The 22,737-nt window shown below is 69.2% G+C and carries 19 protein-coding genes; 12 read left to right on the forward strand and 7 right to left on the reverse strand.

The window, feature by feature from the left end:
* Window positions 1–642: 642 nt before the first annotated feature.
* The 3 genes from BJP65_RS09010 to BJP65_RS09020 all read left to right on the forward strand — a co-directional run bounded on the left by BJP65_RS09010 (window position 643) and on the right by BJP65_RS09020 (window position 2,971).
* Window positions 643–1,569: a ParA family protein gene (locus tag BJP65_RS09010; protein WP_374754284.1), complete on the forward strand. Its 927-nt coding sequence runs from the start codon at window positions 643–645 to the stop codon at window positions 1,567–1,569.
* The gene (locus BJP65_RS09015; protein ID WP_070408912.1) at window positions 1,569–2,540 is read left to right on the forward strand and encodes a ParB/RepB/Spo0J family partition protein; all 972 of its coding nucleotides are present in this window, start codon (window positions 1,569–1,571) and stop codon (window positions 2,538–2,540) included. The genes BJP65_RS09010 and BJP65_RS09015 overlap by 1 nt, the downstream gene beginning before the upstream one ends.
* A gap of 83 nt (window positions 2,541–2,623) precedes the next feature.
* Complete coding sequence (locus BJP65_RS09020; protein WP_055832342.1) at window positions 2,624–2,971, forward strand: hypothetical protein; 348 nt, start codon at window positions 2,624–2,626, stop codon at window positions 2,969–2,971.
* Window positions 2,972–3,157: 186 nt separating this feature from the next.
* Here BJP65_RS09020 and trxA read toward each other — a convergent pair whose 3' ends face one another.
* From trxA to murJ, 3 genes are all read right to left on the reverse strand, one after another.
* Window positions 3,158–3,481 carry a thioredoxin gene (gene trxA / locus BJP65_RS09025; RefSeq protein WP_055832344.1) on the reverse strand — a complete coding sequence of 108 codons (324 nt, stop codon included), beginning with the start codon at window positions 3,479–3,481 and terminating at the stop codon, window positions 3,158–3,160.
* A 62-nt stretch (window positions 3,482–3,543) separates the two neighbouring features.
* Window positions 3,544–4,530, reverse strand: a complete 987-nt coding sequence (gene trxB, locus BJP65_RS09030; RefSeq protein ID WP_070408913.1) for a thioredoxin-disulfide reductase — start codon at window positions 4,528–4,530, stop codon at window positions 3,544–3,546.
* Window positions 4,531–4,603: 73 nt separating this feature from the next.
* Window positions 4,604–8,449: a murein biosynthesis integral membrane protein MurJ gene (murJ, locus tag BJP65_RS16870; protein ID WP_219811342.1), complete on the reverse strand. Its 3,846-nt coding sequence runs from the start codon at window positions 8,447–8,449 to the stop codon at window positions 4,604–4,606.
* 106 nt (window positions 8,450–8,555) lie between these two features.
* On the opposite strand from murJ, the gene BJP65_RS09040 reads away from it, so the two are divergent.
* The 7 genes from BJP65_RS09040 (at window position 8,556) to BJP65_RS09070 (ending at window position 16,983) form a co-directional block, all read left to right on the forward strand.
* On the forward strand, window positions 8,556–10,070 hold the full coding sequence (locus tag BJP65_RS09040) for a methyltransferase (protein ID WP_156784856.1): 1,515 nt from the start codon (window positions 8,556–8,558) through the stop codon (window positions 10,068–10,070).
* Between the two features lie 98 nt (window positions 10,071–10,168).
* Window positions 10,169–11,596, forward strand: coding sequence for a CCA tRNA nucleotidyltransferase (locus BJP65_RS09045; protein ID WP_070408915.1), 1,428 nt, complete (start codon window positions 10,169–10,171; stop codon window positions 11,594–11,596).
* Between the two features lie 198 nt (window positions 11,597–11,794).
* A complete protein-coding gene (locus BJP65_RS09050; RefSeq protein ID WP_070408916.1) occupies window positions 11,795–13,081 on the forward strand; it encodes a GAF domain-containing protein in 1,287 nt (428 codons plus the stop codon).
* Window positions 13,082–13,162: 81 nt separating this feature from the next.
* Window positions 13,163–13,687 (forward strand): hypothetical protein, encoded by a 525-nt coding sequence (locus tag BJP65_RS09055; RefSeq protein ID WP_055832358.1) that lies wholly within the window; start codon window positions 13,163–13,165, stop codon window positions 13,685–13,687.
* Between the two features lie 355 nt (window positions 13,688–14,042).
* Entirely contained in the window at window positions 14,043–15,593 is a 1,551-nt protein-coding gene (locus tag BJP65_RS09060; protein WP_070408917.1) for an aldehyde dehydrogenase family protein, read from the forward strand.
* A 153-nt stretch (window positions 15,594–15,746) separates the two neighbouring features.
* Complete coding sequence (locus tag BJP65_RS09065; RefSeq protein ID WP_070408918.1) at window positions 15,747–16,139, forward strand: DUF779 domain-containing protein; 393 nt, start codon at window positions 15,747–15,749, stop codon at window positions 16,137–16,139.
* Window positions 16,140–16,686: 547 nt separating this feature from the next.
* Window positions 16,687–16,983 carry a hypothetical protein gene (locus BJP65_RS09070; protein ID WP_070408919.1) on the forward strand — a complete coding sequence of 99 codons (297 nt, stop codon included), beginning with the start codon at window positions 16,687–16,689 and terminating at the stop codon, window positions 16,981–16,983.
* Here the strand turns inward: BJP65_RS09070 and BJP65_RS09075 are convergent.
* Genes BJP65_RS09075 through BJP65_RS09090 form a run of 4 tightly spaced genes read right to left on the reverse strand, consistent with a single transcriptional unit; the run spans window position 16,980 to window position 20,463 of the window.
* Window positions 16,980–17,585, reverse strand: a complete 606-nt coding sequence (locus BJP65_RS09075) for a response regulator transcription factor (RefSeq protein WP_082509391.1) — start codon at window positions 17,583–17,585, stop codon at window positions 16,980–16,982. The genes BJP65_RS09070 and BJP65_RS09075 overlap by 4 nt on opposite strands.
* Before the next feature lie 7 nt (window positions 17,586–17,592).
* On the reverse strand, window positions 17,593–18,711 hold the full coding sequence (locus BJP65_RS09080) for a sensor histidine kinase (RefSeq protein ID WP_258027448.1): 1,119 nt from the start codon (window positions 18,709–18,711) through the stop codon (window positions 17,593–17,595).
* Window positions 18,712–18,739: 28 nt separating this feature from the next.
* Complete coding sequence (locus BJP65_RS09085) at window positions 18,740–19,537, reverse strand: ABC transporter permease (protein ID WP_070408920.1); 798 nt, start codon at window positions 19,535–19,537, stop codon at window positions 18,740–18,742.
* The gene (locus BJP65_RS09090) at window positions 19,534–20,463 is read right to left on the reverse strand and encodes an ABC transporter ATP-binding protein (RefSeq protein ID WP_070409928.1); all 930 of its coding nucleotides are present in this window, start codon (window positions 20,461–20,463) and stop codon (window positions 19,534–19,536) included. The genes BJP65_RS09085 and BJP65_RS09090 overlap by 4 nt, the downstream gene beginning before the upstream one ends.
* Before the next feature lie 195 nt (window positions 20,464–20,658).
* On the opposite strand from BJP65_RS09090, the gene BJP65_RS09095 reads away from it, so the two are divergent.
* Together BJP65_RS09095 and BJP65_RS09100 are read left to right on the forward strand one after the other, a co-directional pair.
* Complete coding sequence (locus tag BJP65_RS09095; RefSeq protein ID WP_070408921.1) at window positions 20,659–20,949, forward strand: type VII secretion target; 291 nt, start codon at window positions 20,659–20,661, stop codon at window positions 20,947–20,949.
* Window positions 20,946–22,709, forward strand: coding sequence for an alpha/beta hydrolase (locus BJP65_RS09100; RefSeq protein ID WP_070408922.1), 1,764 nt, complete (start codon window positions 20,946–20,948; stop codon window positions 22,707–22,709). Before BJP65_RS09095 ends, BJP65_RS09100 begins: the two co-directional genes overlap by 4 nt.
* The last annotated feature ends 28 nt before the right edge of the window (window positions 22,710–22,737 follow it).

Here is a 22,737-nt window from a genome sequence, read left to right on the forward strand (position 1 = left end):
TGGCTGGAAGCCCTGTCGAGCCCGGTCAGGACGAGAGCACACGCCTTGGTTCACAGGTGGGTGGCCGCTCACTGACTAGTGGCCTGCCGATGACACCGAGCCACGCACCCACTTTCAGGCAACAGCGATGGCTGATGTTTCACGTGAAACACATCGGTCGCGTTCGCATATGCCACGCGCAACTCTCGGTCAGGCGCAGCCACGCAGTACAGAACGCAACCCAGCGTGAACCGGGGAGCTTGGATCCTGTTGCGAGACGAGAGCCGTCAGTGTCGGCGGATCGCATCGCCAGGTGCCTGCACCGTTAACCCTCCGCTCCCTGAAGCCAGTCGGGCAGACACCTCACATGTCGTGGGAGTCGTCCACTCAAAGCTGCCCGCAGCGAGTTGTGCGGGCAGCTCGCCTCTTCAGCCGCGACGTCCTGCCCCATGATCCCGCCACACAGGACACAGCAGGAAGGCTCGGGTCTCACCCGAGGACAGAGCGATGGACGCTCATCGTGATCGCGGCGCGAGAATAGCCGTCCGCGGAGAAAGGTGGACCGGCACAACCCCGTCGAGCTGTGTTGGTTGCACAAATGACGGTGCCACCCGGGTATCCGGGGATGGCGCGAGTAGACTGAGCAAGTTCGGCAACGGAGAGGTGTTTCACGTGAAACAGTCCGATGGGGCATCTGCGTCCTCTTCCTTCGAGGACTCCCCCATCGCTCGTGAGATCGCTGACCTTTCTGCGCGACGCCGTGCCCTTGATTCGCGCGAGGTCGAGCTGTCGGGACGCACCCGCGTCTTCACTGTCTCGAACCAGAAGGGCGGGGTGGGGAAGACGACCACCGCGGTGAACGTGGCTGCCGCTCTCGTGTCGATCGGGGCTCGCGTCCTCGTGATCGATCTCGATCCACAGGGCAACGCGTCGACCGCTTTGGGAGTCGCTCACAACGCTGAGACGCCAAGTGTGTATGACGTTCTCATCGACGACTTCCCGCTCGCCGACATCGTGCAGACGAGCCCGGAGTCACCGAATCTTCTGTGCGCACCGAGCACCATTCACCTCGCCGGCGCTGAGATCGAGCTTGTTTCGCAGGTTGCTCGGGAGCACCGACTGCGCGGAGCTCTCCGCGACTACCTCGCGATCGACGACAATCACCTCGACTTCGTCATCATCGACTGCCCGCCGTCCCTGGGCCTGCTGACCATCAACGCGTTCACTGCCGCCGATGAGGTCATGATCCCCATTCAGTGCGAGTATTACGCGCTCGAGGGCCTGAGTCAGCTTCTGGGCAGCGTGCAGATGATCCAGAAGCACCTCAATCCTTCGCTCCACGTCTCGACGATCCTGTTGACGATGTACGACGGCCGTACGCGTCTCGCTCAGCAGGTCGCCGAAGAGGTACGTTCGCACTTCACCCACGAGGTCCTCGACACGGTGATTCCCCGATCGGTGCGCGTCTCCGAGGCGCCGAGCTTCGGTCAGACGGTCATCGCGTACGATGGCCAATCAGCGGGGGCCATCGCTTACCGTGAGGCGGCGGTTGAGATCGTCGCGCGCGACACCACGAAGAAGGATTCCTGATGGCGAAGAGAACCGGTCTGGGTCGCGGTATCGGCGCCCTCATTCCCACCGCAGAGCCGTCGGAGTCCCGTCCGGTCGACGTCTTCTTCCCCGGTGCGTCGAGCTCGTCGACGGCGGAGTCCGCGGAGAAGACTGACGCATCTGCCGAGGCAGATGGTCTCGTCACGGTCCCGGGCGCGCGGCTCGTGCACATCGACCCCAAGTTGATCGTTCCCAACCCGCGTCAACCGCGCACGCACTTCGACTCCGACGATCTCGCTGAGCTCGTCCACTCGGTGCGCGAGTTCGGCGTGCTGCAGCCCGTCGTGGTCCGGGACAAGGGCGACGGCACCTATGAGCTCATCATGGGCGAGCGCCGCACCCGCGCGTCTCGCGAGGCAGGCCTCGACACCATCCCCGCGGTGGTCCGTGAGACCGAAGACGAGTACCTGCTGCGTGATGCTCTGCTCGAGAACCTTCACCGTTCCCAACTGAATCCGTTGGAAGAAGCGTCGGCCTACCAGCAGCTGCTCGAGGATTTCGGGATCACTCAGGAGGAACTCGCCACGAGGATCGGCCGGTCGCGCCCGCAGATCAGCAACACGATCCGCCTGTTGAAGCTGCCCGTCCCCGTTCAGCAGCGAGTGGCGGCCGGAGTCCTGAGTGCCGGACACGCCCGCGCCATCCTGTCGCTCGACGACCCGCGCGAGATGCAGAAGCTCGCCGACAAGATCGTGAACGAGGATCTGTCTGTGCGCGCGGCCGAAGCCGCGGCGAAGATGCCCGGGGTGGCGCCGGTGCGGCAGAAACCGCAGGCAGGCTCGCGTCGTGCAGGCCTCGACGAGGTCGCCGAGCGTTTGGGCGATCGGTTCGACACGAAGGTCCGCGTCTCTCTCACCGCGAAAAAAGGCCAGATCAGCATCGATTTCGCCTCGATTCAGGATCTGAACCGGATCCTGGCGACCCTGGGCGAAGACGGGTACACGGGCTGAGACCCACCCCACAGGTGCGCACACTTGTACACACCCGGGCGCCAAACGATCCTGGTGTCGGTGGCTCGACGTAACCTGGATGGGTGACTTCGAACGACCAAAACCCTCGCCGTCGTGCCAGCCTGGAGCTGCTGCGTGCCGAGGCGTCTGACGAACTCGCGGTGCTGATTCACGAACGCCTGCGGGGCGGCGAAGATCCCTGGGACTTCATGGAAGACCTGCCGAACGTGGATGAACTCGTGGTCCTCACTCTGCGGGCCGAGAACATCACAGAGAACGGCGGCGTTCGCCCCAATCGCGCCCGCAACTACCGTGTGCTCCGTCAGATCGCCCTCGACTATCCGGCTCTGACGCGGGCTGTGTGGCGCATCCTGGGCGAAGAGGAGTCGCACCGGGTGTGGGACGCCAGCGCTCGACTCGACGCCTCCTGACGGCGGGAGACCCCCGCGCCGGCGAAGCCGGCACCGCTTCGCGTCGGGCACCGACCGCGTTCCGTCGAGCGGCGGTGGCGTACCGGCATCCCTCTCTCGCCGTATGGGCACCTCGGCAGGGCTGTCCCTTTCGGAAACGACGAATCCCCGACGCCGTGGCGCCGGGGATTCGATGATCGCGGGGACTCAGCCGAGGAACGGCGCGAGGTCCTGCTCGAGTGCGTACTTGGGCTTCGCACCGATGATGGTCGTCTTGACCTCACCACCCTGGAAGACCTTCATCGCGGGGATGGAGGTGATCTGGTACTTCATCGCGAGGTCGGGGTTCTCGTCGACGTTGAGCTTGAGGATCGTGATCTTGCCCGAGTTCTCGTTCTGGATCTCGTCGAGGACGGGGGCGACCATGCGACACGGTCCGCACCACTCGGCCCAGAAGTCCACGAGAACGGGTCCGTCAGCCTGCAGGACGTCCTGCTCGAACGTTGCGGAGGTCGTCGCCTTGGCAGTCATTGCATATCTCCTTAGATGGAAGCTTCAGTGAATGAAAACGCTGGTGAGCGTTCTTTTGTTCCTCAGACGACAGCGGCGTCGGGAAGGCCCTCGATGGGGCTCTCCGCGACCGCGGGCTCGCCGGCCTCGCCGCGGGCGGCGAGGAAGTGTTCCACGTCGAGGGCAGCGACGGTACCGCTGCCGGCGGCCGTGATGGCCTGGCGGTAGGTCGGGTCGATGACGTCGCCGGCGGCGAAGACACCCTCGACCGACGTGCGCGAGGAACGGCCGTCGACCCAGATGGTGCCCTGGTCGGTGAGCTGCAGCTTGTCGTGCACGAGGTGGGTGCGGGGGTCGTTGCCGATGGCGACGAACAGACCGTCGAGGGGGAGCTCGCTCACGGTGTCGTCCACCGTCGAGCGCAGGCGCACACCGTTCACGGCGTCGTCGCCCAGGATCTCGTCGACCGCGGAGTTCCAGATGAACTCGATCTTGGGGTTCGCGACGGCACGCTCCTGCATGATCTTCGACGCCCGCAGCGAGTCCTTGCGGTGGATGATGTAGACCTTCGACGCGAACTTGGTGAGGAAGTTCGCCTCTTCCATGGCGGAGTCGCCGCCGCCGACGACGGCGATGGTGCGGTCACGGAAGAAGAAGCCGTCGCACGTGGCGCACCACGAGACGCCGCGGCCCGAGAGTCGCTCTTCGCCCTCGAGTCCGAGCTTGCGGTACGCGGAGCCGGTGGCGTAGATGACCGAGATAGCCTCTTCGACCTTGCCGCTGCCGAGCGTGACGGTTTTGACGGGGCCGTCGAGCTGTAGCGACACGACGTCGTCGTACAACACCTGCGCTCCGAAGCGTTCGGCCTGCGCCTGCATCTTGGCCATGAGGTCAGGACCCTGGATGCCGTCGGGGAAGCCGGGGAAGTTCTCGACCTCGGTCGTGTTCATGAGGTCGCCGCCGGCTTCGACGGAACTCGCGACGACGAGGGGCTCGAGGTTGGCTCGGGCGGCGTAGATGGCGGCGGTGTAGCCGGCGGGGCCCGATCCGATGATGATGACGTGACGCACGGTAGCGCGTTCCCTTCGTTGATTCCGTCGGATGAAACCCATGGTAGCCCCGGGATATTCCGGGAACCCGGGGCTAGCGGTGGGGGAGGAAGCGTCGGCCCAGGGCGAGCGCCGGCGCGAGCTCGGGGGTGCGGAAGAGCGCCAGGATGCCGAGGTACACGGCGAGCACGACGGAGCCGACGATGGCGGCACCTGCCGCTCCCGCGAGGGCGCTGCTGGTCGTCCAGCCATCCGTGCCACCGAGCAGCAGCAGCACCCCGTACCCGGCGGCCGCCGCCGGAAGGGCGGCCAACGCGAACCTGCCGAGGGCGAGCAGCCATGATGCCGTTCCGATGCCGGACAGGCGACGGTGCAGCAGCACGGTAGCGACGACGACCTGCACGACGCTGGCGATGGATTGGGTCAGGGCCACACCCGCCGCCAGCTCGCCGCGACCGAGAACGGCACTGGCGAGGACTGCGCCGCCGGCGACGAGGGCGCACTGGAGAAGCGTGAAGAAGAAGGGTGTGCGCGTGTCGTTGTACGCGTAGAAGGTGCGCTGTACGACGAACAGCACGGCGAGGGGCACGAGGCAGACCAGGAAGCACAGCAGCACCGGTGCCGCGGCGACGGCCTGCTCCGCGTTCGTGGTGAAGATGCGGCTGGCGGGAACCGCGGCGACGGCGAGGGCCGCGGCCGACGCGACGATGAAGAAGCCGAGCGTGCGGATGCTGCGCGAGATGTCCGCGCGCACCTGGTCGTGGCGATCCGCGGCCGCGTGCTCGCTGAGCTGGGTGAAGTACGGCGTTCCGATCGACAGCACGATGATCGAATACGGGAGCATGAACAGCAGCCACGCGTTCTGAGAGACGAAGATGGCGGGGTCGTTCCCCGAGGCGCCCGAGAGCACGTTGGATTGCACGATGCCGGCGAGCTGACCCGCCACGACCATCAGGAAGGTCCAGCCCGCGAGACGCCCGATGTGGCGCAGGCCCACGCCCTTCCACTGGAAATCGGGCCGCAGCGTGAGCCCCGCCCGCCGCCAGAAGAACAGCAGCACCAGGGTCTGTACGACGATGCCGGCGGTGGCGGTGCCGGCGAGCGTCGCGATCATCGAGGGCGTCCACGCGTCGACGCGATCCTGCGGTCCGCTGAAGATCAGGATGAAGACGCCGAACCCGGCGATCGAGATGACGTTGTTGACGATCGGCGCCCACGTGTACGGGCCAAAGACGCGCCGGGCGTTCAGGATCTCGCCCAGCAGCGCGTACAGACCGTAGAAGAAGACCTGCGGTAGGCACCAGTAGGCGAAGGCGGTCGACAGTGCCAGCTGATCGTCGGTGAACTTGCTCGCGTACACCTGCACCAACAGGGGCGCGGCGACCATGGCGAGCGCGGTGGCCCCCAGCAGGCCCACCGTGCCCAGCGTGAAGAGCTTGGAGACGAATGCCTGGCCGCCGTCGGCGTGCGCGGCCGCCTTGACGATCTGCGGGACGACTACGGCGGTCAGCAGACCCGTCGAGATGATCGCGTAGATGTTGTTGGGCAGCTGGTTCGCGACGGCGAAGGCGTCACCCGCGCCACCGATGGAACCGATGGCCGCGACCAGCACGATGGTGCGCAGCAGACCGGTCAGGCGCGACGCGATGGTCCCCGCTCCGATGAGCACACTCGCCCGTCCGATACTGCTCACGGGGCGGTTCTCCTCGGTGGATTCGGATGACAGCGGGTCAGTGCCGTCGTCGTCGGTGTCGGGGGCGCTGTCGTCCGATGCCGGGCTGCGCCCATCGGCATCCGGGCTCTTGCGCACGATGCTGCCGTCGGGCGGGGGGTCGGCATCCGGAGTCTCGTCGCCCTCGGCGCGCGTTCGACGGCGACGGGCGATGGTGCGCACGACGCCGAGACTCAGGAACGCCACGATCAGCAGGATGATGACGATGAGGCCGATGCTCTCCCACTCGGCCCGCACCTCGACGTCGACCACCTGCGGCGAGCCCACGGCTTCTCCGGTGGGGCTGTACAGCTGCAGGGCGACGCTGACCTCGCCATTGGCGATGCGCGCCTCGACGGGGACCTCGACGCGCGTGTTGGCGGACGCCTGAGCGTTGACGGTCGTGCGGGGTTGCACGCGGAGTCGCACGTCGTTGGGGTCCACGGCCATCACGACCGTGACGGGCCAGGGCAGGTCGTTGCGCACCCACGGCCGCAGCGGCGCGCTGGAACTCACGAGTCGGAAATCCGACGACAGGATGCCGACGGAATCGAGCGTCGTACGCGTCGCGGCGCGGTGGTCCGAGACGGCCTTGCGGGCGGCATCCCCCGTCCACGACACGTTCGTCACCTGGAGGACTTCGGCGCGCTCGCGTCCGGTGAGCAGCTCGGGCTGGTCGAGGATCGTCGCGAAACGGTCGATGACCTGCTCATCGGCGACCAGATCGGCGACATCGGTGACGCGGGCGGTGTCGACCGTCGCCTCGGCGAGGGTGGTCTCGGATGCCGGGATCGTCGACACCGCGGCGAGCGTGGAGCTGCTGTACCCCGGCGCCGTCGCGACGAGGCCCAGGGTCGCGCGGAGACTCACGCGCGAGCGGTCGGTGCCGCGGTCGAGGATGGCGAGGACGGGCTGGTCACCGGTGGCCGCGCGAGCCAGGGCGAGGTACGCCTGCGCGGCCGCGAGCGCCGACCCCCGTCGAGTCGTGTCGTTCTGTCCGGCGGCGTCGGCGAGAGCACGCGAGACCTCGGCGTCGTAGACGGGGGTGGATACGCCTGCCACGGCGGCGGCGGCCTGACGTGCGCCCCCGACCACGCTGGTCGACGGCACCAGCACGTGGGCGGGCTGATCGGCGGTCCCGAGGGCACCGAGGGCGGTGACGGTGTCGGCGCCGGCGGATCCGGTCGCGGGCCAGAAGACGTTCGGGGTGGCGGAACCGATGTCGAGCAGCGACGTCAGCGACGGGTAGGACGGCTGGCCCGGCGTCGCCGATGTCGACGGATCGGGCGTCGACACCGCCGAGACGGCGGGCGCGGGCTGGGTGAAGTCGGCGGCCGTCATATACGACTGCAGCGACGTCGGTGAGAGGGGGGCGGTGAGGCCGGCCCGCAGCTGCGCGGCGATGTCGGCGTCACCGAACTGCAGTGCGAAGCGGTTGTTGGGCAGCGCCAGCAGACGCTGCAGCCAGGCCACGGCGGTGGGGGGTGCGGCCGAGCCGAGAACCCGGATCGCCGCGGGGATGGCGGGATCGACCGCGAGGGTCGCCCCGGTTCCGTCGACCGCATCGAGTTGGGCCGAGAGAGCGCCGTCGACCGCGGTGAGCTCCGCCAGTTCGCTCGCGCTCAGCAGCCCCCGGGTCATCGGTGCGGCCGTGATGGGAACGACGAGGGCGACGGGCGTCTGCGCGCCCGCGTCATTCGGAACGACGACCACGGTCGGAGTGCGCAGACCCGCGCCGTCGGCCGTCACGCGCACCGGGTAGACGCCCGCCGCGCGTCCGGCCAGCGCGGCGTCGGTCGCCGGTACCGACAGCGCCGTGGTGGTCTGGGCGCCGGAGGCGGTGGCATCCATCGATCCGGTGGCGACCTGCTGCAGGGTGACTCCGGCGGTGTCGCCGCCGAGCCAGCGCTCGAGGGCCGCGTCGTCGCTCAGGGGCGCCGTTCCCAGCTGCAGGCCGACGGGGGTCGCGACGGCCGCCCCGGAACCCGCCGCCAGGGTCACGGCGACCGTCAGCGCCTCACCGGGGCGCAGGATGCCGTTGGCGACGGGTGCGGCCGACAGGACGGCCGGCGTCGTCGAGGCCGACGGCGAGGGGATCGGTGCGGCAGCCGCGGCGGGCATCGCCGGGACCGCGAGTCCGAACGCCAGGGCGCCGGCGGCGAGGGTCGCCAGCAGCCGGCGCGTGAGGGAGCGCCGCGGCACGGGTGAGCCCGGAGGCTGGGAGGTCACGTTCATACGAGCGTCGGTGGAACGAGGGGGCCTCGCACCGCGTTGAGTCTAGGCCCGCGCACCTCGGAGCCCCCCGATAGCCCCGCGCAGACGGTTGAATGGACCGGTGCTCCCCGAACCCGACGCCCTGCTGTGCCGCGCCCTCGCCGACGACCTCCGCGCGGCGGGCTTCGCCAGCGCTGCGCTGAGAGAGGCGTGGGGGGCCCAAGCCGACGACGCTCTCGCCCGCGGCCTGCGTCGCCCCGCCACGCGCGCGCTGGGTGACCGGGGTGACGCGTTGGCCGTGCTGGGACGCCTCTGGGGTCTGGGACTGCCCGTGGCACGCGGCGACGTCGAGGCGGCGCTGCCCGCGCTGCGCGTCGACGGAGCCGTGACTCTGGGGCTCATCGAGGCGTCGGGCGATGCGGTCACCCCGGCGGTGCTGCTGCGCCCGCAGGGGTTCTCCGACGACCAGGGCGACGTCGAATGGTGGATCGCGAGCGATCTCGACGAGTCGGCGCTCGAGGGCCCGCTCCCCGAGAACCACGTGCTCGGGGTGGGGGGCGCCTCCGAGACCCTCGCGCGGCTGCAGCTCACGCGTCGCGCGCACACCGCCCTCGATCTCGGCACGGGGTGCGGCATCCAGGCCCTGCGGTTGCGTCGTCTGGTCGACCACGTCGTCGCGACCGACATCTCGGAGCGCGCGCTGCGGTTCACCCGGCTGAACGCCCTGCTCAACGACGTCGACGGCATCGAGACGCGGCACGGTTCACTGTTCGAACCCGTCGCCGGCGAGACGTTCGACCGTGTGGCCTCGAATCCCCCGTTCGTCATCACTCCCCGCGTGGCCGGCGTTCCGGCGTACGAATACCGCGACGGTGGTCTCGAGGGCGACGCGCTCGTCGCGTCGGTCATCGGCGGTGTGGGTGCGCACCTCTCCCCCGGCGGTGTCGCGCAGTCGCTCGGCAATTGGGAGTACCGAGAGGGTGAGTCGGGGCTCGACCGGGTGCGCGACTGGATCGGAACGTCGATGGACGCCTGGGTCGTCGAGCGGCAGGTGCTCGACCCGCTCGCCTACGCCGAACTGTGGGTGCGCGACGGCGGCACGGTCGCCGGAACCCCCGCGTACGCGCGGTTGATCGACGCCTGGCTCGACGACTTCGCCGAGCGGGGGGTGACCGGCATCGGTTTCGGCTACGTGCTCGTGCGCAAGCCTCTCGCCGGAGCCCCCACGCTCGCCCGCTTCGAGCGGGTCGACGGCGGCGGCGAGGCGTGGTTCGGGCCGCACCTGGCCGCCTGCCTCGCCGCGCACGATCGCGCGGCGCTGCTCGACGACGAGAGCCTGGCCGACAGCGTGCTGCGCGTCGCCCCCGACGTGACCGAGGCTCGGCACCACCGACCGGGTGAAGAGGACCCCTCGGTCATCGAGCTGCGCCAGGGCGGGGGCTTCGCGCGCACGCTCGAGGTCGACCCCGCGTTGGCGGCGCTCGTGGGCGCGTGCGACGGCGATCTGTCGGTGGGCGTGCTCGTCGACGCGATCGCGCAGCTGCTCGAAGTGGATGCCGAGGCCCTCCGCGCCGACCTGCTCCCGCGTGTGCGTGAGTTGCTGGTGACCGGGTTCGTGGACTTCGCCGACGACTGACACCCGCCGGTGTCTGCGGACAGGGTGCCGTCGGCCCTCGCGTCTGGCGCGGAGCACGTCTGCGGTGGCTGTCGGCGGCCCCGGATAGGCTCGAAGGCATGCTGAACATGGTCGACGGTCTCGCGCGCCTGGAGGAGTTGGCGGCCCACCCCGTGGTCGCCACGCTCGCCCGCGTCTTCGCCGACGCCGGTCGCGACCTGGCCCTGGTCGGGGGACCCGTCCGCGACGCGTTGCTGGGCCGGATCACCCACGACTTCGACTTCACCACCGACGCGCGTCCCGACGAGATCCTCGCCCTGGTGAAGCCGGTGTCGTCGGTGCAGTGGGACGTCGGTCGGGCCTTCGGCACGATCGGCGCCAGGGTCAAGGGCGAGCAGGTCGAGATCACGACCTACCGGGCCGACAGCTACGACGGCGTCACCCGCAAGCCCACGGTCGAGTTCGGTGACACGCTCGAGGCCGATCTCAACCGCCGCGACTTCACGGTCAACGCCATGGCGCTACGGGTTCCCGCCCGCACCCTGGTCGACCCGACGGGCGGCGTCGAAGACCTGCTGGCCCAGCGCCTGCGCACCCCCATCGATCCCGCGGTGAGCTTCGGCGACGACCCCCTGCGCATGCTGCGCGGAGCCCGATTCGCGTCGCAGCTCGAGTTCACCCTCGACCCCGACACGCTCGCCGCCATCGTCGAGCTGCGCGCCTCGCTGCAGATCGTCAGCCCCGAGCGCGTGCAGGCCGAACTCGTACGGCTGCTCCAGACCGACGACCCCGTCCGCGGTATCCGGGTGCTGGTCGAGACCGGCCTGATCGACGAGTTCCTGCCCGAGGTACCGGCGCTGCGCCTCGAGGTCGATGAGCACCACCACCACAAAGACGTCTACGAGCACTCGCTCACGGTGCTGCGCCAAGCCATCGCGCTCGAGAAGGAACGGCATCCGGATGCCGCCCCCGACGTGCCGCTGCGTCTCGCGGCGCTGCTGCACGACATCGGCAAGCCCGCGACGCGGCGCCTGGAGCCGGGCGGCGGCGTGACCTTCCACCACCACGACATCAAGGGCGCACGCCTGGCCCGCAAGCGTCTGCAGGCGCTGCGCTTCGACGCGAACACCACGACCGTCGTCTCGCGCCTGGTCGAACTGCACCTGCGGTTCTTCGGCTACGCCGAGGGCGCGTGGACCGACTCCGCGGTCCGACGCTACGTGCGCGACGCCGGCGACGAGCTCGAACGCCTGCACATCCTCACGCGGGCCGACGTGACCACGCGGAACAAGCGCAAGGCCCACCGCCTGGCATCCGCGTACGACGACATCGAGAACCGCATCTCCGCCCTGCGCGAGCAGGAGCAGATCGACGCGATCCGCCCCGAGCTCGACGGCAACCGCATTCAAGAGGTGTTGGGTGTGAAGCCCGGTCGCGAGGTGGGCGAGGCCTACCGGTTCCTGCTCGAGCTGCGCCTCGACGAGGGCATGCTCGGCGAAGACGAGGCCGAGAAGCGGTTGCGGCAGTGGTGGGCGGCGCGGGGGTAACGCCGTTCGTCTGACGACGACGCTCGGGGTGCGTGCTGCCCGCTTCGGATGAGAGGCATCCGGGGCACGTTTCGTGCAGCGGGGTGCTCACTGACCGCCCCGGTGCACCGCTCGCGCCCCGAAACGCCCGACCCCTCCCCTCGACACGGCCGTCGACCTACACTGAGACCCACCTCCGTCACCGCCGATGGGAGTCCTGTGTCCTCTTCCTGGTCGCGACCGGCCATCTCTCCCGAGACCTCGGGACTGTTGATCGCGCGCGCCCACGACGAGCTGCTCGCCGGCAACGAGGATCGACGCCTCGACGACGTGCGGCCCCTCGTGCAGGACTCGTGGCGGCGGTCGCTGGCGTCGCTGGTCGGACCCGAGGGGCTTCCCTCGCTCGAGCTCGCCAGCGATGAGCTCGAGGCCTATCGTCGCGCCCATCCGTTGGCGGGGGTGATGGACATGGTGCGGTCGCTCCTGCTGCCCGGCACGGCCGAGGAATCGGGCGTCGTGGTCGCCGTCGGAGACGCTGCCGGGCGCCTGCTGTGGGTCGAGGGCGACAGGCACATCCGCACGCTCACCGGCGACATGGGTTTCGTCGCGGGCGCGAACTGGGCGGAGGACGCCGTGGGCACCTCGGCCCCGGGAACGGCGCTCACCCTGGACCGGTCGGTGCAGATCCGCGGCGCCGAGCACTTCAACCGGCTCGTGCAGCCGTGGTCGTGCACCGCGGCTCCCGTGCACGATCCCGAGACGCGGCGCCTGATCGGTGTGATCGACGTCACGGGCGGGCCCGAGGCCGTGACGCCCCAGGCTCAACTGCTGGTGGATGCCACGGCCCGCGCGATCGAGAGCGAGATCCTCGTCGCGCGACTGCGCGCGCAGCATCCACCCGCGCCGAAGCGGGCGGCGCCGTCGCGCGCGTTGCTGCGCATCCTGGGTCGCGATCGCGCACTGCTGGAGGTGGATGGGGCGGTGCGGGAACTCAGCGCGCGGCACGCCGAGATCCTGCTGCTTCTCGCCGTGCACCGGGAAGGGCTGTCGGCCGAGGCGCTCAGCGAAGCGGTCTACGGCCACCCCGCCGTCGAGACGCTGCGGCCCGAGATGGTGCGCTTGCGCCGCGCGCTCGTCCCCGTCGCGTCGCGTCTGGTTCCGGCATCCCGGCCCTATCGCCTGCTGGAGGATCTCGAGACCGACGCGCAGCACGTGCTGTCGCTGCTCGATCGCGGGGCGCACCGGGTGGCGTTGGCGGCGTACGCGGGCTCGGTGCTGCCGGAGTCGGACGCACCCGGGGTCGTCGAGGTGCGCGAGTCGGTCCGCTCGGCGTTGCGTGAAGCGCTCATCGCCGAGGCGAGCGTCGACGTGCTCCTCGCCTACGCCGAGACCGCCGAGGCGTGCGACGACCAGGAGGTGCTGCGGCTGTGTCTGGGCATGCTCCCCCCGCGTTCTCCGAAGCGCTCGGGGCTCGTCGCGCGGTTGGAGCGGCTCGAGCGGGCGTGAGCGGGCCCTGTTCGCCGGGTGTTCGCCCGGCGATGGGCCGCGGGCGTTCCCGATGTCGGAACCCCTCGTTACGCTGAACATATGGACGAAGAAACGCTCGACATCTTCTCGGCAGCTCGCGCCCGTCGCGACGTGGGGCGCATTCGCGAGGCCCTCGCCGAGGTGAAGGCCGGCGATATCGCCCGGGTCATCGTCCGCTCCCCCCGCTATGGCCTGTACGCCCTCGAGGGCACCGTGCGCATCGGCGTGGGCGGTCAGCCGCTCGTCGGTGATGTCATCCTCGCCACGAGCTCCGAGATCCAGCGCATCGATGTGGGTATCGAACAGCCCGAGGCCGCTCTGGGCGCCGACGTCGTCGATCCCTCGACCCTCCCCCACGGCACGCCCGTCCGCGTGACGTTCCTCACCCCCACGCACCAGACCTTCGCGCTCACCGGACCGATCACGGCCGGCAACGACCGTTTCCTGCTGGTCGGCAGCTGGATCGTCGCCGACGATCGCGTCATCGCCCCGCGCGTGCAGAGCATCGAGCGCCTCGACGGCGTCGACCTGCACGAGGTCAACGTTCCGCCGCTCCGGTCGGTGTTGGCTGACGCCGACGCGTAGCCTCCCGCGCTGAACGGATGCCACAGCCTCGGGGTCGTGGCATCCGTCGTCGGTGCGTGTGGGGGCCGCGGTCCCCGCGTCGGACCCGGTGGCGTTCTCTCGCCGCGCGTGCCCACCCCGGGCGGCGGACGGACGGCGGGTGATCGGAACCGCATCCTTTTGACGAGGACGCATGCGTTTGCCGCCAATCGGGTGCGGTCTCGGCAATCGGGTGCGGTCTCGTGGGGACAGCTACGCCGCCGTCCGCCCGCGCGCGCGTCCCGGGCGCAACCGGATGCAACCTCCCCCGGCGTAGCGTCGGCGCATCGCCGCCCGAAGCCGTCGCGGCGACTCATGACCGTCGAAGGAGACACGCATGACCATCGTCGAAGAAGGCGTCTCGAGCGTCTACGCCGCTCCCGGAACCCGCGGAGCCGTCGCCGAGTACCGCTCGCGGTACGGGCACTACATCGGCGGCGAATGGGTCGAACCGCACAGCGGCGAGTACTTCGAGAACATCACCCCGGTCACCGGCAAGCCGTTCTGCGAGGTCGGTCGCGGCGACGCGCACGACATCGACCGCGCGGTCGACGCCGGCTGGAAGGCGTTCGCGTCGTGGAAGAAGACCACTCCCGCCGAGCGCAGCGTCATCCTGAACAGGATCGCCGACCGCATAGAAGAGAACCTCGAGAAGATCGCCGTCGCCGAGACGTGGGAGAACGGCAAGCCGGTGCGCGAGACGCTCGCCGCCGACATCCCGCTGACCGTCGACCACTTCCGCTACTTCGCGGGCGTGCTGCGGGCCCAGGAGGGCTCGCTCAGCCAGCTCGACGAGAACACGGTGGCCTACCACTTCAACGAACCGCTCGGTGTGGTCGGGCAGATCATCCCGTGGAACTTCCCCATCCTCATGGCCGCCTGGAAGCTGGCGCCGGCGCTCGCCGCGGGCAACTGCGTCGTGATCAAGCCGGCCGAGCAGACCCCGGCATCGCTGCTGTTCCTGTTCGACATCATCGGCGACCTGCTGCCGGCGGGCGTCGTGAACATCGTGAACGGCTTCGGCATCGAGGCGGGGGCACCGCTGGCGCAGCACAAGCGCATCCGCAAGATCGCGTTCACCGGTGAGACCACCACGGGGCGTCTGATCATGCAGTACGCCTCGCAGAACCTCATCCCCGTGACGCTCGAACTCGGCGGCAAGAGCCCGAACGTGTTCTTCGAAGACGTCGCTCTGCGCAGCGACGACGCGTACTACGACAAGGCGCTCGAGGGCTTCACGATGTTCGCGCTGAATCAGGGCGAGGTGTGCACGTGTCCGTCGCGCTCGCTCATCCAGCGGTCGATCTACGACCAATTCCTCGGTGACGGCCTCGAGCGCGTGAAGAAGGTGCGCCAGGGCAATCCGCTCGACCCCGAGACGATGATCGGAGCACAGGCGTCGAACGACCAGCTCGAGAAGATCCTGTCGTACATCGACATCGGCAAAGCGGGCGGAGCGAAGCTGCTGACGGGTGGCGAACGCGTCGATCTCGGCGGCGACCTGACGGACGGCTACTACATGGCGCCGACCGTTTTCGAGGGCACGAACGACATGCGCATCTTCCAGGAGGAGATCTTCGGTCCCGTCCTGTCGGTGACCTCGTTCGACGACTTCGATGATGCGATCTCGATCGCCAACGACACTCTCTACGGCCTCGGCGCCGGTGTGTGGAGCCGCAGTGGCGACACCGCCTACCGTGCCGGCCGCGCCATCGAAGCCGGGCGTGTGTGGACGAACACCTACCACCAGTACCCCGCGCACGCGGCGTTCGGCGGGTACAAGCAGTCCGGCATCGGCCGCGAGAACCACCTGAAGATGCTCGACCACTACCAGCAGACGAAGAACCTGCTGGTGTCGTATGCCGATGGGGCCATGGGCTTCTTCTGAGTGCGGGTGCGGCTCCCGGGCAGAGTTCCGGGGGTCGCATTCCCTCTCGGCGGGTGGCGCGTCGGCGGGTTGGCCCGAATCATGTCCCACTATCGGTGGTCTGGAGCCACTTCAGGCCGCCGATTTGGGGACATGGAACGAAAGGAATGGGACATGGAGCAGCTCTCCCGCGTCGACGTGACGGACGCCGCGGCCGCGCTCCTGCGCGATCTGACGGTGAAGCACGGCCCGCTGATGTTCCACCAGTCGGGCGGCTGCTGTGACGGCAGCTCACCGATGTGTTACCCGGTGGGAATGTTCCTCACGGGGCCGAGCGACGTACTGCTGGGCACCGTCGACGTGGGCCTCGACGACCCCATCGAGGTCTACATGTCGGAATCGCAGTTCGAGTACTGGAAGTTCACTCACCTGACGATCGATGTCGTGCCCGGGCGCGGGGCGGGCTTCTCGGTGGAGGGTCCGACGGGAATGCGATTCCTCATTCGCTCGCGGATGTTGACGGAGCAGGAGGCGGTGGCGTTCGGGGTGACGACTCTCTCGGAATGAGGCTGCGGCGCCACCGGCGGTCGCGAAGGAAGGTCGCGACACTGAACGCGAGAACGAGGAGCGGGGCGGACATCACCGCGGCGGGAGCGAGGCCAGCGATCAGGAACCCCGTCAGCACCGCTCCGCCAGCGGCTATCCAGGAGGACGCCGGCCGGAGTGGGTCGACCAGCGTGCCCCAGCCCGCGCCGATCACCACCGCGTAGACGCAGATGATGAGCGAGATGTCGACGGTGTTCTGCACGGGGAGCTTCGTTCTCTCGAGGTCTGGTCGACTCGCCAGTGTTCCATCGCCGCGGCGGTGAGAGCGCCTGTTTCACCCGCCCGGCGGGCGGAACCACCCGCGCCACCCGCGATTGCCGGGCTCTCCCTGCTCGACCGGCGAAGGGTTCGATCGGCACGAATGACGGCTCACGGGCGAAAACGCCACGGCGTCGGGCGAAAACGGCGCCCACCCCCCTCGGCGGCGGAAGCGGGCGCCGTTAGCGTGTCGTCGGTCCGGGCAGGAGACCCGGCAGCCGCGCGAGCGGCTCGCGCGGAGGGTGCCCCCATGAAGTTCAGCGCCGGTCGCGCGTTCGCCCTCGTCCTGGCCCCGCTCATCGCCGCGGCCCTGGTGGCGACCGGGCTGATGCTGCTGGCCATCGTCGCGACCGAGGCGGCGACGACCATCGTCGTCCCCTACCTCGTCACCTACACGGGAACGAAGGACCCGGGCGGCGGTGGGCGGACGCTGTACATCGACGGCTCCTGGTCCGTCGCGACAGCGGTGACCGGCATCGTGGCGTCTCCCCTGGTCGCGCTGGCACTCTTCCTGCCCGACGGACCCGCACGACCGCATCGCGGCTAGAGCCAGCCCCGGTCGACCGCCACTCGCACGGCGTCCGCCCGATTGCGCCCGCCGGTCTTGCCGATCGCACTGGAGAGATGGTTCTTCACCGTGCCCTCCGACAGGTGCACCATCCGCGCGATGTCGGCGATCGATCCGCCCGACCGCGCTGCGGCGAGCACGTCGGTCTCACGCTCCGTGAGGGGCGAGTCGCCCTGAGCCAGCGACTCGACGGCCAGCGCCGGGTCCACGACTCGCAGCCCCATCGACACGCGCCGCACGGCATCGGCCAGCTCGGCCGCGGGAGTGTCCTTCACGACGAAGCCCGATGCCCCGGCCTGAAGGGCCCGTGCCAGGTAGCCCGGCCGGCCGAAGGTCGTGACGATGAGGGCACGGCATCCGGGAACCTCGGAACGCAGGAGCGACGCCGCGGCGATGCCGTCGATACCGGGCATCTCGATGTCGAGCAGCGCCACCGTCGCCTGAGACGCGCGAGCCGCTTCGACGACCTCGTCGCCGCGCCCGACCTGGGCGACGACCTCGATGTCGTTCTCGAGCCCGAGCAGGGCGGCGAGGGCACCGCGCACCAGGGCCTGGTCGTCGGCGATGAGAAGCCGGATCACCATCGCGTCACCACGTCACTTTCACTCTGAACCCGCCGAGATCACTGCGACCCACGGTGAGGCGGGCACCCGCGGTCTCGACGCGTTCGCGCAGGCCCGTGAGCCCCGACCCCGAGGATGCCGTGGCAGACGGTCCGCATCCGTCGTCGTCGACCTCGACACCGCGGGCACTCAGACGCACGCGGCACGCGTGAGCACCGGCGTGCCGCACGACGTTGGTCACCGACTCGCGCACCACCCATCCGGCGAGCTCCCGACGATCGGCGGGGACCTGCTCGGTCGACCCGGGCAGGTCGGGCGTCACCCCGGCACTCTCGAGGGCGGCCCGCGCCGCGGCGAGCTCCCCGCTGATGCTCACGCCGCGGAAACCGTGCACCGTCGCGCGCACGTCTGCCAACGCGCCCCGCGCCAGCTGCTCGATCTGGGCGATCTCGTCGCGCGCGGCCGGGGATCCGGCATCCATCAGTCGCCCCGCCAGCTCGGCTTTGACCGTGATGACCGTCAGGGAGTGGCCGAGGATGTCGTGCACGTCGCGAGCGACGCGGCCGCGCTCGCGCTCGGCGGCGAGCTCGGCGACCTGGTGCTGCGCGGCCCGGAGACGCGCCAGGGTGGTGATGTTGCCGGTGAGAGTCGCCATCATCACCGACACCGAGAGGATGACAGCGGCGTTCAGCGCGCTGTTGCCGATGTCGGCGTCATCCCACACCCCCACGGCGAAGGTGAGGCCGGCCAGCACCAGGAGGGGGATCCAGAGCATGCTGCGCCGCATGCGCGAGACGGCGAGGGCCACGCCGACGAACGTCCACAACCAGCGCACGTCGGCGCCGAGCCACGGAATGAGCGACAAGCTCAGCAGGAAGAGCACCGCCGCCGGAACGAGGCGCACCGCACCGGGCTGCAGTCGCCGCATCACCGGAACCGTGCACAGGAAGGCGCCGCCGAAGACCGCCACGAGAAGCGTCGGCACGATGGTGACGGCCGAAGGCTGCGCCCACAGCGTGTACATCGTCGGCACGATCCAGGCGAGAGACATGCCCGCGCCGATGAACCACCCGCGGTTCGACATGGCGAAGCCGGCACCCGCGGAGGGTGCCGGCCCGGCGGCGGGGGCGGCCTGCTCGTTCATCACGTTCACCATAGGACGCCCCCGTCGCTCATCCGCGCCGCGTATCGCGACGGAAGAAGGCGACCGTGCCCGTGACGAACACCGCGAGCCAGACGACCGCATTGATCAGGGCGCCGATGTCGAAGGCATCCCCCGTCAGCGGTGACCGCGCCAGCTCACCGATGCCGTACACGGGTGTCAGCTTGCCGATGACCTGCAGGAAGTCCGGCATGTTCGACAGCGGGAAGAACAGGCCGCCCAGGAACGACAGCAGAACGACGACCAGGCTCGTGATCTGCGCGACGTTCTCACCGGGCACCATGTAGCCGACCATGAGCCCGAGCGTCGTGAAGACCGCACCGGCGAGCAGCCACGCGGCCAGGCCCGACACGATCCACTGGGATGCCGACAACTCGACGCCCGAGAACATGGCCACGATGTAGGTCGCGACGATGGCGACGAGACCGAACATCATGCCCGCGATCGTCTTCACGGCGACATTGACGACAGGGTTCAGCGGCGTGAGGCGCAACTGCCGCGTCCACCCCTGCGCGCGTTCGGCGGCGACCGACGCCCCGGTCTGGGTCGCCGACATCATCGCTCCGTACATCGCCATCGACACCATGATGTACGCGGCCACCGACACTCCCCCGGATGCCACCGGAGTCGCCGTCAGCGGTTCGTCGAGCAGCTGATACCCGACGATGAAGAACATCAGCACGGGGAACGCCACGGTGAAGAACAACCCGCGCGGGTTGCGGATCTTGCGCATCAGCTCGAGGCGCAGATAGGTGAGTGTGAACCCGCCGAGGGCGGGCACCGGTCGGTCGAGGGTGATGGCGGTCATCGGACTGCTCCGTTCAGGGCGGGTTCCGCGGCGTCGGCGGTGAGGGCGAGGAAGACGCTCTCGAGGTTCTGGGCGGTGATCTCGAGATCGCGCGCGGGGGTGGCGGTCAGCAGGTGTCGGGCGAGCTCATCGGAATCACGCGTGTGGATCGTGACGCGCTCGCCGGCGGCCTCGACCGAATCGACGCCCGGAATCGACGCGAGCGCCGTGAGGTCGGCATCCGGGAGCGTCAGCTGGACGACCCGACCCGAGACGAGATTCTTGATCTCGGCGGTGCTCCCGTCGGCGACGATCCGACCGCGGCTCATCAGCACGATGCGATCGGCGTACTCGTCGGCCTCGTCGAGGTAGTGGGTGGCGAACATGACGGTGCGTCCGCGGGCGGCATCCGCCCGGATCGCGCTCCAGAACGAGCGGCGCGCCTCCACGTCCATACCGGTGGTCGGTTCGTCGAGGATCAACAGTGCGGGATCGCTCACGAGGGCCATCGCGAAACGGAGTCGCTGCTGCTCGCCCCCGGAGCACAGGCCCACGCGACGGTTCGCCAGACTCTGGATGCCGGCCCGCTCGAGGGCTTCGTCGACGGGACGCTTCTCGGCGAACAGGCTGGCCGTGAGGGCCACCGTCTCGCGGACGGTGATGTCCTTGAGGAGGCCACCGGTCTGCAGCACGGCCGAGACGAGGCCGCGGGCGACGGCGCCGCGGGGAGTGTGTCCGAACACCTGGATGGAGCCGGCGTCGGGGTTCGTGAGGCCGAGGATCATGTCGATCGTCGTGGTCTTGCCCGCGCCGTTCGGGCCGAGGAAGGCCACGATCTCGCCCGGACGGACGGTGAGGTCGACGCCGCGCACGGCGTGGACGGAGCCGAAGCTCTTGACGACGCCCCGCGCGTCGATCGCGACGGGGGTGGGGGTGGAGGAGGTCATGTGTTCATGCTGGTCGCGCATGACGGTCGGCACGGGGGGCGTGGGTCACGTCGTGGGGGTGACGTTCGTCATGGGTCGGGGTGGATGGGTGAAGTTCGGCGCTCCCGCGACGAGCGCGGGCGAACCTTTCCCCGTGAGGGGTGGATCTGTGGATAACTCCCGAGGCGACTGCTCAGACCTCAGTACCGTGCGGGGATGCAGAAATTCACGGTCGAGCCGGAGGCACTGCGCCGTGCGGCGTACGTGGTCGACGCCGCGGCGGACCACGCTGGGGTACAGACGTCGTTGACTCCGACACGCAACCTGGGGCACGCGCGGCTGAGCGCGGCGGCCGAGGAGTTGCTGCAGTCCTTGACGGGCGGTTGGACGGAGGCCACGACGCAGATCGACGCCGTGGCAGCGAGTCTGCGCGCCACCGCGCAGATCTACGAGCGAGCGGATGCCGACGGCGAACGAGACGCCCACGCCATCGGCGCGCAGCGATGAGTGCCCTGGGCGCGACGACGTTGGCCTCTGAGCTGGTTCCCGGCTCCGTCGAGGCGGCCTACGAACTCGTGCGTCTCGGCGGGCAGCGATCTTCGGTCGCCGATGACATCTCTCACTCCCTGCGGCGACAGCACGAGATCGACGGATGGACGGGGAGCGCCTCCGACGCCTACGGCGCGCGGATCGACCTCATCGCGCGGCGATGGGAGCTGATCGGTGAGGCGCTGGAGGCCCTGGTCGAACCGATGCAGACGTATGGCCGCGCATTGTCGCGCGCCCAGGGGCTGGCTCAGGATGCCATCGAGGCATGGGCCTACGCCTCATCGCTGCCGACCGACGGTGGCGAGCTACCCGCATTCCGTTCCTTCGCGAGCGGATGGCCGCTGATGATTTCGGACGGACGCCATCAGGGCGCAGCGCCGAGTTCCCGCGCTGAGGCCCTGCGCCGGGCCGAAGCGATGCTCGCCGACGCGTGCGCCGACGTGCTCGCCGCGGGTGACATCGCCGCGGCCGCGGTGCACGCATTGATCGAGCCGCTTCGCGCGCGAGGCGAGGTCTGGGTCTCGATCGGTGAGGGCCTCGGGCGCACCGCGGTGCCGTCGGCGCACGTGCTGTCGGTGATGTCCGCGCTCGATCCGTCTGCCCTGACCGCTCTGCTGAGGGCACGGCCCGACCTGGTGGTGAGGCTCGCACAGGCCGACCCTGCGGCCATCGCGCCGTGGTGGCGCGATCTCGACCCCGACGTGCGCGAGGTGCTCATCACCGAAGCACCCGGGGTGATCGGGAACCTGGGCGGCGTCGCGTACGCGTCTCGGGACCGCGCGAATCGCATCGTGCTCGCGCAAGCGCTTCAGGATGCCAGGAATAGCCCCTGGGATCAGTCCGATCAGGTCGCTGCGCTGGAGGCACTGGAGAGAGCTGCCACGGGCAATACCCTCGCCTCGCTCGTGCTCGATCGGCCCCCGTTGGCGCAGGTAGCGGTGGGCGATCTGGATCGGGCTCGTCACATTTCGGTGATCGTGCCGGGGATGGGGACGACGGTCGGTGGTGACATGGAGGCGTACGCGAAAGTCGCTGATGCCCTCGCCGGGCAGCAATCTCGCGTATCCGGCGTCGATCGCGATGATCTTGGCGTGGTTGCCTGGATCGGATATCACCCACCCATGCCGGATAGCCACGCGCTGGAGGTGGCCTCCGATGACCTAGCCGGAGTCGGAGCCCGCAGTCTCGCGTACGACCTGGAATCACTGCGAGTTACAGCTGGCGACGGTTCTCCGGTGGAGCTCTCCGTCGTTGCGCATTCCTACGGAACGGACGTCGCCACCCTTGCGCTGCGGCAAGCGGAGGCGGATCACCTCGTGATGCTCGGCTCCGCTGGAATTTCTGGCGATGTCGGCGATGCCTCGACACTGAATGTCCCCGAGGGGCAGGTTTTCTCGTCGCAATCGAGGCGTGACGAGTGGGCCCCGATCGGCCAGGTCTTATCTGGACGCACAGACCCGACGAGCGGCGGGTTCGGAGCCTCGGTGTTCTCGTCGGAGTCCGCGGTCGTCGAGGGGAAGGAGCTTTACGCGGTGTCCAAGCATGGGCCGTTCGGGACGGAGACCGAAGCGGACGCCAGCTACTTCACGCCGAACACCACCTCCATGTACAACACGGCGCTCGCAACGATGGGCAACGACGGGCGTCTCGTTCTGGGTGGCACCGCCGAGGATCGCGCGGTGAGAGATGGAAAGAAATGGGGTGAGAACGAACTGTGAGACGACGGTTGAAGGTCTCGATCGTTCT

It is taken from the genome of Microbacterium sp. BH-3-3-3, assembly GCF_001792815.1.
Lineage (GTDB): Bacteria > Actinomycetota > Actinomycetes > Actinomycetales > Microbacteriaceae > Microbacterium.